Annotated in this window: 10 protein-coding genes and 1 pseudogene; 8 read left to right on the forward strand and 3 right to left on the reverse strand. The window is 60.7% G+C overall.

All coding sequences use genetic code 11. The features are described from left to right. Window positions 1-128 precede the first annotated feature (128 nt). The 7 genes and pseudogenes from atoS to BRD58_RS18380 all read left to right on the forward strand — a co-directional run bounded on the left by atoS (window position 129) and on the right by BRD58_RS18380 (window position 8,340). Complete coding sequence (gene atoS / locus BRD58_RS10495) at window positions 129-1,955, forward strand: two-component system sensor histidine kinase AtoS (RefSeq protein WP_073382822.1); 1,827 nt, start codon at window positions 129-131, stop codon at window positions 1,953-1,955. Further along, window positions 1,952-3,337 carry an acetoacetate metabolism transcriptional regulator AtoC gene (atoC, locus tag BRD58_RS10500; protein ID WP_015461646.1) on the forward strand — a complete coding sequence of 462 codons (1,386 nt, stop codon included), beginning with the start codon at window positions 1,952-1,954 and terminating at the stop codon, window positions 3,335-3,337. The genes atoS and atoC overlap by 4 nt, the downstream gene beginning before the upstream one ends. 219 nt (window positions 3,338-3,556) lie before the next feature. Next, window positions 3,557-4,219 (forward strand): acetate CoA-transferase subunit alpha, encoded by a 663-nt coding sequence (gene atoD, locus BRD58_RS10505; RefSeq protein ID WP_015461647.1) that lies wholly within the window; start codon window positions 3,557-3,559, stop codon window positions 4,217-4,219. Continuing rightward, window positions 4,219-4,869: a 3-oxoacid CoA-transferase subunit B gene (locus tag BRD58_RS10510; RefSeq protein ID WP_012848850.1), complete on the forward strand. Its 651-nt coding sequence runs from the start codon at window positions 4,219-4,221 to the stop codon at window positions 4,867-4,869. The genes atoD and BRD58_RS10510 overlap by 1 nt, the downstream gene beginning before the upstream one ends. Then, a pseudogene (locus BRD58_RS10515) lies at window positions 4,866-6,187 on the forward strand (TIGR00366 family protein). Before BRD58_RS10510 ends, BRD58_RS10515 begins: the two are co-directional and overlap by 4 nt. 33 nt (window positions 6,188-6,220) lie before the next feature. Continuing rightward, window positions 6,221-7,405, forward strand: coding sequence for an acetyl-CoA C-acetyltransferase (locus BRD58_RS10520; protein WP_073382827.1), 1,185 nt, complete (start codon window positions 6,221-6,223; stop codon window positions 7,403-7,405). Next, window positions 7,354-8,340: a 5-methylcytosine restriction system specificity protein McrC gene (locus BRD58_RS18380; RefSeq protein WP_330221155.1), complete on the forward strand. Its 987-nt coding sequence runs from the start codon at window positions 7,354-7,356 to the stop codon at window positions 8,338-8,340. Before BRD58_RS10520 ends, BRD58_RS18380 begins: the two co-directional genes overlap by 52 nt. A gap of 192 nt (window positions 8,341-8,532) precedes the next feature. On the opposite strand, the gene BRD58_RS10535 is transcribed toward BRD58_RS18380, so the two are convergent. From BRD58_RS10535 to BRD58_RS10545, 3 genes are read right to left on the reverse strand one after another with little or no spacing between them, the layout of a single operon-like run. Continuing rightward, the gene (locus BRD58_RS10535) at window positions 8,533-9,543 is read right to left on the reverse strand and encodes a DUF2955 domain-containing protein (protein WP_015461655.1); all 1,011 of its coding nucleotides are present in this window, start codon (window positions 9,541-9,543) and stop codon (window positions 8,533-8,535) included. Continuing rightward, window positions 9,533-10,648, reverse strand: a complete 1,116-nt coding sequence (locus BRD58_RS10540; RefSeq protein ID WP_034167967.1) for an HlyD family secretion protein — start codon at window positions 10,646-10,648, stop codon at window positions 9,533-9,535. The genes BRD58_RS10535 and BRD58_RS10540 overlap by 11 nt, the downstream gene beginning before the upstream one ends. A 39-nt stretch (window positions 10,649-10,687) precedes the next feature. Continuing rightward, window positions 10,688-11,182 carry a permease gene (locus BRD58_RS10545; protein ID WP_073382839.1) on the reverse strand — a complete coding sequence of 165 codons (495 nt, stop codon included), beginning with the start codon at window positions 11,180-11,182 and terminating at the stop codon, window positions 10,688-10,690. 995 nt (window positions 11,183-12,177) lie between these two features. Here BRD58_RS10545 and BRD58_RS10550 point away from each other — a divergent pair. Continuing rightward, window positions 12,178-12,993 (forward strand): Cof-type HAD-IIB family hydrolase, encoded by an 816-nt coding sequence (locus tag BRD58_RS10550; RefSeq protein WP_069578740.1) that lies wholly within the window; start codon window positions 12,178-12,180, stop codon window positions 12,991-12,993. Window positions 12,994-13,006 lie beyond the last annotated feature (13 nt).

Here is a 13,006-nt window from a genome sequence, read left to right on the forward strand (position 1 = left end):
CCTGCCGTCGCGGCATCCCCGCGACGCGGCGGCGCCGCACTTGCCGGAATATGATGCGCCGCTGAGAAACCGCCGGCGCAAAATTCGATAATCGGGGTTTGCCTGCGCCGAGCCACCGGGATACCTGCATGCGCTTTTTAAGAGGGTTATACCCACGACGATTACGCAATCAAATGATACTCATGGCGATCCTGATGGTCATCGTACCGACGCTGTCGATTGGCTATATCGTCGAGATCGAGGGACGCTCCGCGGTGCTGGCCGAAAAAGAGAAAAAGCTGGCCGCCGTCGTGCAGCTGCTCGACCAGGCGCTGGGCGAACGCCTGGACCACTTCTCGGCGCTGCCGCGCGCTGAGCGTATCCGGGCGCTGAATGCCGAGCTCAGTCCCATCACCGAGCGCATCACCCAGGCGTTTCCCGGCATCGGCGCGGGCTACTACAGCAAAACGCTGGATGCGATTATTACCTATGCCCCGTTCGCGCTGTATCAAAGCAACGTCGGCGTGACCATTGCCGCCGACCACCCCGGACGCGAAGTGATGCGCAGCGATACGCCGATCGTCTTTTCCGGCCACCAGGTGCGCGGCGATATTCTCAACTCGATGCGCCCCATTCGGCGAGACGGCGAGGTGACGGGCTACATCTGGGCCAATGAGCTGACGCAGGATATTCACCGTCAGGCTCGCCAGATGGATCTGCGCATTATGGCGGCGCTGGCGGCGGGTCTGCTGTGCAGCCTGCTGCTGATCGTCCTCTTTTCACGGCGCTTCAGCGCCAATATCGACATCATCACCGAGGGGATCTCGACGCTGGCGCATAAAACGCCGGCGCCGCTCCCCGAGCTGCCCGGCGAGCTGGGGCAAATCAGCCGCAGCATCAACGCGCTGGCGCAAACGCTGCGCGAGACCAAAACCCTTAACGATCTGATCATTGAAAACGCCGCCGACGGGGTGATCGCCATCGACAGGCTGGGTGCGGTCACCACCATCAACCCCGCGGCAGAGGCCATCACCGGCTATACGCGGGATGAGCTGGTGGGACAGCCCTACGCCGCCCTGTTCTCCGACTCCCATTTCGCCAGTCCGGTGCTGGATACCCTGGCGCACGGCACCGCCCACCTGGCGCAAGAGGTCAGCTTCCCGGCGCGTCATCGCACCATTGAGATCAGCGTCACCACCAGCCGCATCCACAATCCCCATGGCGAACTGATGGGGGCGCTGGTGATCTTTTCCGATCTGACCGCCCGCAAAGAGACCCAGCGCCGCCTGGCGCAAACCGAAAGGCTTGCCACGCTGGGCGAGCTGATGGCCGGCGTCGCCCATGAGGTGCGCAATCCGCTGACCGCCATCCGCGGCTACGTGCAGATCATCCGCCAACAGACCACCCAGCCAGCGCATCAGGAGTACCTGTCCGTGGTACTCAAAGAGATTGATTCTATTAATAAAGTCATTCAGCAGCTGCTCGACTTCTCCCGGCCGCGGCAAAGCCAGTGGCAGCAGGTGTCGCTCAACGCGCTGATCGACGAGGCGCTGATCCTGGTGCAAACCTCCGGGGTTCAGGCGCGGATCGCCTTCCACTGCGCGCTGGACAGGAGGCTGCCGGCGATCGTGGCCGATCGCGAGCTGCTCAAGCAGGTGCTGCTGAATATCTTAATCAATGCGGTGCAGGCCATCAGCGCGCGCGGCGAGATTCGCATACGCACCTGGCAACCCGCCCCGGCGCAGCAGGCGGTGGCGATAGAGGACAGCGGCTGCGGCATCGATATCGCGCTACAGCAAAAAATCTTCGATCCCTTCTTCACCACCAAGGCCTCGGGGACCGGACTGGGGCTGGCGCTGAGCCAGCGCATCATCAACGCCCACCGGGGGGATATTGACGTGGTCAGCACGCCGGGAGGCGGTTCGACCTTTACCCTCACGTTACCGCGCAATCCGCCGGAGAGCCCAGCAGAATGAAAACCCGCAACCGTATTCTCATCGTGGATGACGAAGATAACGTACGCCGCATGCTCACCACCGCGTTGACGCTCCAGGGGCATGAAACACACACCGCCAGCCACGGGGCCGAGGCGCTGCAGCGCTTTGCCGACGCGCCGCCGGACGTGGTGCTGATGGATATCCGTATGCCGACCATGAACGGGATCGACGCCCTGAAAGTCATGCGCGCCCGGCAGCCGCGCACCCCCGTCATTCTGATGACCGCCTACGCCGAGGTGGAGACCGCCGTCGAGGCGCTGCGCAGCGGCGCATTCGATTATGTGATCAAGCCCTTCGATCTGGATGAGCTGAACTTACTGATCCAGCGCGCGCTGCAGCTGCAGGCGATGAAGCAGGAGATCCGCAGCCTGCATCAGGCCCTGAGCACCCGCTGGCAGTGGGGACATATCCTGACCAACAGCCCGCGCATGATGGATATCTGCAAAGACACCGCGAAAATCGCCCTTTCGCAGGCCAACGTGCTGATCAGCGGGGAGAGCGGAACCGGCAAGGAGCTGATTGCCCGCGCCATTCACTACGGCTCACGGCGCGCAAGCGGCCCCTTTATCAAGGTCAACTGCGCCGCCCTGCCGGAGTCGCTGCTGGAGAGCGAGCTGTTCGGCCATGAGAAGGGCGCATTCACCGGCGCGCAGACCCAGCGCCAGGGGTTGTTTGAGCGCGCCCATCGGGGCACCCTGCTGCTGGATGAAATCGGCGAAATGCCGCCGCCGCTGCAGGCCAAGCTGCTGCGGATCCTGCAGGAAAGGGAGTTCGAGCGCGTGGGGGGACACCAAACCATTCGGGTGGATATCCGCATCGTGGCCGCCACCAACCGGGATTTACAGGCGATGGTGCGCGAGGGCGGCTTCCGTAACGATCTCTTCTATCGCCTGAACGTCATTCATCTGCCGCTGCCGCCGCTGCGCGAGCGGCGGCAGGACATCGCCCTGCTCGCCAACCATTTCTTACAAAAGTTCAGCTCGGAGAACCAGCGCGACATGATTGAGATCGATCCGGCGGCGATGTCGCTGCTCAGCGCCTGGCCCTGGCCGGGCAACATCCGCGAGCTCTCCAACGTCATCGAGCGCGCGGTGGTGATGAGCACCGGCGCGGTCATTTTTGCCGACGATCTGCCGGCTCCGCTGCACCAGCCCATCGGCGGCGGCGCTGGCGCCAAAAGCGCCCCGCCCGGCGAGCGCAATCTGAAAGAGGAGATCAAGCGCGAGGAGCGGCGCATCATCAGCGAGGTGCTCGAACAGCAGGCGGGAAACCGCACCCGCACCGCCCTGATGCTGGGTATCAGCCGCCGCGCCCTGATGTACAAGCTGCAGGAGTACGGCATCGATCCGGCCGGGTGCTAGGCGCCGCCTATCGCCCTGCGGGGCCCCCCGCGGCCAAAATCTGCTATGCAGAATTTTGCACAGTGCGCAACGTTCTGCACAGCGCCACCGCGCGGCGGCATTCATCATAATCCATATTATTCAATACGATAATCAATAATCTCGTCCACAGGCCACTCTGGCATTCGGCTTGCTATTCCCTGTACGTACTCACATTCGCGTAAGCAACAGGGAACAATAATGAAAACCAAGCTGATGACCTTACAGAGTGCCCGCGCGCTGTTTCGCGACGGCATGACCATTATGGTGGGCGGTTTTATGGGCGTAGGCAGCCCGCCCCGCCTGATCTCGGCCCTACTGGAGTCCGGCGTCAGGGACCTGACCCTGATCGCCAACGATACCGCCTTTGTCGATACGGGCATCGGCCCGCTGATCGTCAACGGGCGGGTCAGCCGCGTCATCGCCTCCCACATCGGCACCAACCCGGAAACCGGGCGGCGCATGATTGCCGGGGAGATGGCGGTTCAGCTGGTTCCGCAGGGCACCCTCATTGAGCAGATCCGCTGCGGCGGCGCCGGGCTCGGCGGTTTTCTGACCCCCACCGGCGTCGGCACCGTCGCCGCCGAGGGCAAGCAGACCCTTGAGCTCGACGGCAAAACCTGGCTGCTGGAGCGCCCGCTGCGCGCCGATCTGGCGCTGATCCGCGCCCATCGCGCCGACCCCCTGGGCAACCTGACCTATCAGCTCAGCGCCCGCAACTTTAACCCGCTGATCGCCCTTGCCGCCGACGTCACCCTGGCTGAGCCCGACCAACTGGTGGAGACCGGCGCGCTGCTGCCTGACCACATCGTGACGCCCGGCGCGGTCATCGACCATATCGTCCTGCCTCAGGAGAATTCATAATGGATACCAAACAGCGTATTGCGCGCCGCGTGGCGCGAGAGCTGCGCGATGGCGACATCGTCAACCTGGGCATAGGCCTGCCGACGCGGGTCGCCAATTATCTGCCGCAGGGCATCCACATCACCCTGCAGTCAGAAAACGGATTCCTGGGGCTGGGGCCGGTCACCACCGCTCACCCCGATCTGGTAAACGCCGGGGGACAGCCCTGTGGGATCCTGCCGGGCGCGGCCATGTTCGACAGCGCGATGTCGTTCGCCCTGATCCGCGGCGGTCACGTGGACGCCTGCGTACTGGGCGGGCTGCAGGTCGATGAACAGGCCAGCCTCGCCAACTGGGTGATTCCCGGCAAAATGGTGCCGGGCATGGGGGGCGCCATGGATCTGGTCACCGGGGCGCGCAGGGTGATCATCGCCATGGAGCACTGCGCAAAGGATGGATCGGCCAAAATCCTCCGCCGCTGCACCCTGCCCCTTACCGCCCGCCATGCGGTGCATGTGCTGGTCACCGAGCTGGCGGTATTCCGCTTTATCGACGGCAAAATGTGGCTGACCGACATCGCCGAAGGGTGCGATCTGGCCACCCTGCGCGCGAAGACCGAGGCCCATTTTGACGTCGCCGCCGATCTGCAGATCCTGCGAGGTGACGCATGATTGGCCGCATCTCACGCTTTATGGCGCGCTTCGTCAGCCGCTGGCTGCCCGACCCCCTGATTTTCGCCATGCTGCTGACCCTGCTGACCTTCGGCATCGCGCTGTGGCTAACCCCGCAAACGCCGCTCAGCATGGTGCGCTTCTGGGGCGACGGCTTCTGGAACCTGCTGGCCTTCGGCATGCAGATGGCGCTGATCATCGTGACGGGCCACGCGCTGGCGAGCTCCGCCCCGGTGAAAAGCCTGCTGCGCACCGCCGCGTCGGCCGCCAAAACCCCCGCCCAGGGCGTGATGCTGGTGACCTTTTTCGGCTCCGTCGCCTGCGTCATCAACTGGGGATTTGGGCTGGTGGTGGGGGCGATGTTTGCCCGCGAAGTCGCCCGCCGCGTGCCGGGCTCCGACTACCCGCTGCTGATCGCCTGCGCCTACATCGGCTTTCTGACCTGGGGCGGCGGCTTTTCCGGCTCGATGCCCCTGCTGGCGGCCACCCCGGGTAACCCGGTGGAGCACGTCGCCGGGTTAATTCCGGTCAGCGATACCCTCTTCACCGGCTTTAACCTGTTTATCACCCTCGCCCTGATCGTGGTGATGCCCTTTATTACCCGCCTGATGACCCCCAGGCCGTCGGAGGTCGTCAGCATCGATCCGACCCTGCTGCAGGAGGAGGCCGATTTCCAAAAAAGATTACCGGCCGACGCCCCCCGTCGGAGAAGCTGGAAGAGAGCCGGACGCTGGCGCTGATCATCGGCGCGCTGGGCATCGCCTATCTGGGCGTCTACTTCGTCGAGAAGGGGTTCAACATCACCATCAACACCGTCAACATGATGTTTATGATCGCCGGTCTGCTGCTGCACAAAACGCCGATGGCCTATATGCGCGCCATCAGCGCCGCCGCGCGCAGCACCGCCGGCATTCTGATTCAGTTCCCGTTCTACGCCGGGATCCAGCTGATGATGGAGCACTCCGGCCTGGGCGGCCTGATCACCGAGTTCTTCATCAACGTGGCCAATAAAGACACCTTCCCGCTGATGACCTTCTTCAGCTCTGCGCTGATCAACTTTGCCGTGCCGTCCGGCGGCGGCCACTGGGTCATTCAGGGGCCGTTCGTCCTGCCCGCCGCGCAAACCCTGGGGGCCGATCTCGGGAAATCGGTGATGGCCATCGCCTACGGCGAGCAGTGGATGAACATGGCGCAGCCCTTCTGGGCGCTCCCCGCCCTGGCCATCGCCGGGCTCGGGGTACGCGACATCATGGGCTACTGCATCACCGCCCTGCTGTTCTCCGGCGTCATTTTTGTTATCGGTCTGACCCTGTTCTGACCGCGCCCTCTCCCCGTTTTTAAGGAACAGAAGATGAAAAATTGTGTCATCGTCAGCGCGGTACGCACCGCCATCGGCAGCTTCAACGGCGCCCTGTCCAGCGTCAGCGCCATCGATCTGGGCGCCTCGGTCATCAGGGCCGCCCTGGAACGCGCCCGCCTCGACCCGCAGCGGGTGGATGAGGTGATCATGGGCAACGTGCTGCAGGCCGGCCTGGGGCAAAACCCGGCGCGCCAGGCGCTGCTGCGGGCCGGCCTCAGCGAGGCGGTCTGCGGTTTTACCGTCAACAAGGTCTGCGGATCGGGGCTTAAGAGCGTGGCGCTGGCCGCCCAGGCCATTCAGGCGGGCCAGGCGCAGGCGCTGGTCGCCGGCGGTATGGAAAACATGAGTCAGGCGCCGTACCTGCTGAATGCAAAGGCGCGCTGGGGCTACCGCCTGGGCGACGGCACGCTGACCGACGTCATCCTGCAGGATGGCCTGCTGTGCGCCACCCACGGCTACCCGATGGGGATCACCGCCGAAAACATCGCCCGCGAATACGGCATCAGCCGTGAGATGCAGGACGCGCTGGCCCTGCACTCCCAGCAAAAGGCGGCCAGCGCCCTCCAGCGCGGCGCGTTTCGGGCCGAGATCGTCCCGGTCAGCGTGACATCGCGGAAAAAAACCACCCTCGTTGAGCGCGACGAATTCCCCAAAGCCGACACTACGGCGGAAGGGCTCGCCGCCCTGCGCCCGGCGTTCGATCAGGCCGGCAGCGTCACCGCCGGCAACGCCTCGGGGATCAACGACGGCGCGGCGGCGCTGGTGGTGATGGAGGAAAGCGCCGCTCGCTCGGCGGGGCTGACGCCGCTGGCGCGGATTAAGGGCTATGCCAGCGCCGGCGTCGCACCGGCGCTGATGGGGATGGGGCCGGTGCCCGCCGCCCAGAAGGCGCTGCGCCAGTGCGGGCTGCAGATGGCCGATATCGATCTGATTGAGGCCAACGAAGCCTTTGCCGCGCAGTTCCTGGCCGTCGGCAGGACGCTGGGGCTGGAGGCCGAGAAGGTCAACGTCAACGGCGGCGCCATCGCGCTGGGCCACCCCATCGGCGCCAGCGGCGCCCGGATCCTGGTCACCCTGCTGCACGCGCTCGCCGCCCGGGACAAAACCCTGGGGCTGGCGACGCTGTGCATCGGCGGCGGCCAGGGGATCGCCCTGATCGTGGAGAGGATCGGCTAAAACCGGAGCGGGCGCGCGTCGGCGCGCCCATCGGCCTGCCCGTTATCCCCCAGCCAGCGACACGCTTCAGCCGGGATGCCCCCCACCCCGCGCAGGCGCGGCCCACGCCGCCATCGCCACGGCCGGCGCGACGTTTTACGGCGCCGCAGCCGCACATTGCCGCACCACAGAACGCCCCCCTGCGGCCCGGGGCCGCCCCGCCGCAGGAGCCACTCGCCTCGCACGTCGGCCCCGGGGCCGTTGATGGCGCTACCCTGCCCCTGACCGGCCCGCACCGCTGCCCCCGCCATTGGCCGCCCGGGGCGGCGCTATCCGCGCCTCCGCGCCGGAGCCATCGCGCGCCCTGGGTCAAGATAGGTGGCTTTTCACCCCAAACCATGAAAGGCGATAACCGGGCCTTCTCACTGTTGTTTCCCATGGAGAAGGTATTTGAACACTACGTGGCGAAGACCCTGCGTGAGCAGTATGCGCCGCAGGTCGCGGTTCACGCGCAGGTTCAGAGCAAGAGCCTGGTCACCCATGCGGATGCGCAGTGGTTCAGGCTTAAACCCGACATGGTGATGATACAGGGTAAGCAGGTGATCGCCGTTCTGGATACCAAGTGGAAGCTGCTTGATCCCACCTTGGCCAATGGCGCTGATAAATATGCGCTGCAGCAGAGCGATTTCTATCCGATGTTTGCCTATGGTCATCATTATTTTGATCAGCAGATTACGGTGCGGGAGATGTTTCTGGTGTACCCGGCACATGCCAATTTTACCGCCCCGATCGCGCAGCATTTTGCGTTCCCTACGCCGGGTAAACCGCCTTTGCGCTTATGGGTGGTCCCTTTTGTCATCGATAAGGTTAATCCACGCCTGGCGCTACCCGAGGCGAGCCAGCTGTATCAGGCTTGCGCCGCTGCGGGCGCCGTATCGCTATCCGTGAGCGGATGATCGCCTGCGCCCGCCGCTCATCCACGGACTGCGGGCATACGTGGGAAAGGCGGCCGCTGCGATCAACGGCGTGAAAGACCCGCGGGTGGAACCCCCGCTTTTTTCAGGAGCACCCATCCAACATAGCGCGCCCCTTAATGCCGTATCGGCCTCATCGAGGGGCGCGGAAAAGCCGCAGGCGTTGCAACAGGGCTATCTTATCTCGGGTTCCGCGGATGGCGCTGGCTGCATGATAATCAGCGCCATGACGCCCAGGGCTACCGCCAGCATCACGGAGCTAAAGCGGATCAGGCCATCGCTGAACGCATCGATGCTGGTTGAGGTAATCGAGTAAAACACCAAGACCACGTAGCTCGAATAGAGCAGTTGAATCGAGTTGTAGCTGGCCTTTTTCTTCACCGCGTGGATCCCCATAAATAAGGCGCAAACCACCGTGACGCCCAGTTGCCCAATCAGATTGGTCTGTAGCACGCACATGATCAGCGGGGGAACAGCGTAGAGCACGCTGGCATAGGTCGTCAGTAAACGTCTGATGCCGTAGTTATGCCCCAGGGCGGGATTGGAATCTTTGATGATCAGCGCAACCACGATGGTAATAATCGTGCTCTGCTCCAGATCGAGCGAGATGCCGGTACAGAGAATCGTCAGCACCAGTGCCGCCTTAAACAGGGTGTGCCAACGCCGATGGGGACGCGTGCTGGCGCTATTGGCGGCTGCACTGGCATCGGTTAATGGCTCTCCGCCCGGGAAAATAAAATAGGCGAGGTAGGCGGTAAACCCTGCGACGAAGATATTCTTCAACAGAGCCAGCGGTATTTGATCAACCGAAATCGCTTTCTGTTTAACGAAAACGGCGATCATCGCCGTTGCCACAATAAGCAAAATCGCCACCAGGTCCTGCGCATTTTTCCGCGTTCGATCCATGCACCAGTAGAATATCCCCAGCAGCGCCAGATAATAGACCTGGGGATAATCCAGCAATAACGTTGCCAGCCAGGCCTGCACCCACGAGGTCAGGTACAATACCACGGCCATCAGAAAGACCATGATGAGCGGCGGAGGATTGTGCGTCGTGGTGAGGAATACCGCACACATGGCCGGAGCCAGCAGCGGTAAGTCCGTCCCAAATACATATTGCCAAAACAGCAGCAGCACCGGAAATAGCGCTACCCGCAGCAAGGCGTTAGCGGGACTATGAAACATAGCTGATATAGCTCCATGCCCATATCCACAGATCTTCTAGCCGCTCGCCCAGGTATGAGCGCCCCGGGTAGAAGGCAACCACCGCACGGCCACCGTAGCGCAGATTTACACCGGGCGGCAGGGGATCAAGCTGGATATTGACAGGGAAGCGCTGGGCGCTCGGGTTCGCGGTCGGTGAATCCAGCAGTCCGGTGCTCGCATCGACCTGCAGATTGCCGTTGCCGCTGCTGCCAAAGCCTATCGAGCTGATTTTGCCCGAGAAGCGCTGACCAGGATACGCATCCAACACCACTTTGACGCCATCCCCCCGCTTCAAATGCGCCAGCGAGTTCTCCCTGACCATCGCGGTCAGCCACAGTTTATCGGTATTAATAAAGGTCAGCAGCGGCTGGCCGGCGCTGGCGTAGTTGCCTTTCGCCAACGCCATATTGGTGATGACGCCATTGGCCGGCGCTCTCAAATCCGTATATTCAAGATTGAGCCGAGCCTGGGCTCGCCTGTTGAGCACGGTCTGAATTTCGGGGTTTTCCTCACCGCGTGGGCCGCTCTCAAAGCGGGCTTTTTCCAGCGCAGAGGTGGTCTGCGCCAGATTGGCCTCGGCGGTTTTCAGCTGGGTCAACGTATCATCCATGGCAGCCTGGCTAATGGTGCCCTTTTTCAGCAGCACCCGATATCGCTCCACCTGTAGCCGGGCATTATGGGCAACGGCGCGGGCAGAGGCCTCATTGGCCTGCGCGACCTTGATGGATGCCGAGTCCGCATGATAGGACTGGGCGGCCTGCTGCAAAGCCAGATCGGCCGCCTTAACCTCCAGCGCGAAAGGCGTTTTATCAATGGTGGCCAGCAGCTGCCCTTTCGTCACTTCATCGTTATTGGCGACATCAATATCAGCAATGGGGCCGGAGACCTGCGGTACCAGACGGATTATCTCTCCATTGACCCTTCCCATGTCGGTCATCGGCGTAACGCGATCGGCCCACAGGCTGTAAATCCACAGAATAACAACGGCCAGGAAAATACTATAGGTCAGCGACCGCGCCTGCGTCGTCTTATCCTGCGCAGATGGCGCCGCACTACGCGCTTCCGACGGAGTGGAATCACTCATTAACCTTATTCCTTTTCTACAATCATTAGGGGTACACAATCAATCTAACAGACTAATTTTTTTAGTAATCAGACTCTGCTTGGTGCGATACTCAATGAACAGCGTGATGACAAATGCAAATCCACCGACCAAGAAGGCTGCCCATGAACTGGGGACGATGATCTCCCCCATATATTTGGTCCAGATCACCGCAAGCGCCACAAACCAACCGAATAGCGCAGCGCATTGGGTTATCGCAATGGGAAGCATGGTACGCCAGAACGACGGATTAAATTTGTTTTGCATCGCAGGCAATGCCTTGTGCAGATGCTTCACGAACAGCGCTGCGGTAATCAGCGACAAGATGATCCCCAGCCCAAACGTCAGCGAAATCGCCTCTCCCCATACGGAGGTTTGTTCATTTGCAATGGCATTGAGTGATAAAGGGACTCGCGTAACATCCTTGAAGTGCCAGTGTGCAATCGCGCCATTGATCACTCCATTAATCAATCCCGCGGCAAGAGAATCTTGCAGCCGGATAGTCGATTTGGACATAAATAAACATCCTCATAACTGAATACAAAAATAGTTACCAATGTGAAAGTTTGGCCAAATAACGATACGCAATAGTCTATCCCGCGCAGAAAACGCAATCTGACGAAAAAACGGATGGGGCGATCATAACATCAATACCCTGCCTTAAACGATGCCTAATATTGAAGGCGTGGGATAACCACCGTGATAAGCGCAATCCCCCGCAGCTCCGCCCTATCTTATCGGGAATCCAATAGATTGTGCGCATTGACGTGATATTTTGTTACCAAATACGCGCTATTGATTCATTTCAATCGTGACGTTAATTGCGTGAAAAACACGCGACTAACGATGCCAATATAAGTAATACATTATTGCCAATGAATATCCGCCGGCGCGGTTTAGCGAATTCACTCCACGCAACCGGGATCAGCGCAAGTCTCCCCAATGGCGGTATCGCGAGACCCTCACCTACGCGCGCCACGGCGCGTTGCGCTGGCGGCGAGGCCGTACCGACGGCGTGGGAACGCGCTAAAAATGGCCATAGGCAACCCGGCTACCCGCGGTTGGGCGACCGCGCCAGCGCGGACGCCTGCGGGATCGCCGCGCGGTGCTTTATCCCGCGGGGTCGGCAGCGGGGTCTGCCTGCCAGGCGGATGAGTTAATCGGCGCACCGTCCCCAATAGCTTTCATTTTGCTTCGAAGTACGCAATGAATATTTCAATTACTGGTGACTTAGGGTTAAATAGAAAGAATAATGTCGCGGTATCATGCCTGCCCGACAGGATTTATCGACGAATAGGCGTCCGCGGTGCGCGAATTATTATCATACCAATAGCGCGCCGTCGGGAGATAGATCGTCCGCGCCGGCGCTATTACAGCCGTGGCTGTAACCCATCTTATAAATCCATGAGTAATAGAATCAATATAAATAATAATTATAGGTTAAGACTAAAAAGACAAAAGTCGATGGATTTAGCAGCGAAGTGCTTGCATACTAGGCGCGGAATATTGTCATGGAGGACCATATATTGAAATATAAGGCTGTCGTTACTGATTTAGATGGTACGTTATTGAATCCGCAGGGCCAACTTTCTACGCATACCCTCGTCATATTAAAAAAGCTCAGCGCGTTAGGAATAACGCTGGTATTCGCCACGGGACGCCACCCGCGCGATGCCCAGAGAATAGCGCAGGCGCTGGAGCAGCGACCCCATATTGTCGGACTTAATGGCTCGCTGACGCTATGTCAGCAGAGCGACGCTATTCTTTGCGAGCATGTCATCGCGCAGGATATTATCGCCGACATAATGCGCTTCATCGCGCCCTATCATATTCACCTCAGTGCATTCGATAGCCATGGCTGGAAACTCTACGAAGTCAACGAGATGGCCAACGACTACGTCAAGCTCTCTGGATTTTCCTATCTACAGATCGCACCGTCAGATATTTTTTCATTAAAAATTAATAAATTATTACTGTGGAGCCCGAATGATATCGCGCCGCTAGAGCAGCGACTGCAGCAGCAGTTCGGGCAATATTTAGCGTGTTATCGCACCTCCGCGCAGCAGTTGGAGATCGGCCCCAGGGGCATCTCCAAAGCCAGCGCCGTCGCGGCGCTACTCGCGGAGAAAGGAATCGACTTTCAGCGCCAGGCAATCGCATTCGGCGATGGGCACAATGATACAGAGATGCTACGCCAGGCGGGCCTTGGAATTGTCATGGACAATGCCCCCCGCGAATTAAAAATGCAGCTGGGCACCCTACCCGTCGCGCAGAGCAATGCTGACGATGGCGTCGCGCAGATGCTGCAGCACATTTTTAAAATATAATCTCTTTAGTTTA

This window comes from Edwardsiella piscicida, assembly GCF_001896205.1.
GTDB classification, from domain to species: Bacteria; Pseudomonadota; Gammaproteobacteria; order Enterobacterales; family Enterobacteriaceae; genus Edwardsiella; species Edwardsiella piscicida.

What these genes read in the sequence shown, in the direction of transcription:
- BRD58_RS10545 (WP_073382839.1), bottom strand. Translation starts at nt 11,182, where the DNA reads ATGTCCAAATCGACTATCCGGCTGCAAGATTCTCTTGCCGCGGGATTG.
- BRD58_RS10535 (WP_015461655.1), bottom strand. Translation starts at nt 9,543, where the DNA reads ATGTTTCATAGTCCCGCTAACGCCTTGCTGCGGGTAGCGCTATTTCCG.
- BRD58_RS10520 (WP_073382827.1), top strand. Translation starts at nt 6,221, where the DNA reads ATGAAAAATTGTGTCATCGTCAGCGCGGTACGCACCGCCATCGGCAGC.
- atoS (WP_073382822.1), top strand. Translation starts at nt 129, where the DNA reads ATGCGCTTTTTAAGAGGGTTATACCCACGACGATTACGCAATCAAATG.
- BRD58_RS10510 (WP_012848850.1), top strand. Translation starts at nt 4,219, where the DNA reads ATGGATACCAAACAGCGTATTGCGCGCCGCGTGGCGCGAGAGCTGCGC.
- atoD (WP_015461647.1), top strand. Translation starts at nt 3,557, where the DNA reads ATGAAAACCAAGCTGATGACCTTACAGAGTGCCCGCGCGCTGTTTCGC.
- BRD58_RS10540 (WP_034167967.1), bottom strand. Translation starts at nt 10,648, where the DNA reads ATGAGTGATTCCACTCCGTCGGAAGCGCGTAGTGCGGCGCCATCTGCG.
- BRD58_RS10550 (WP_069578740.1), top strand. Translation starts at nt 12,178, where the DNA reads ATGGAGGACCATATATTGAAATATAAGGCTGTCGTTACTGATTTAGAT.
- atoC (WP_015461646.1), top strand. Translation starts at nt 1,952, where the DNA reads ATGAAAACCCGCAACCGTATTCTCATCGTGGATGACGAAGATAACGTA.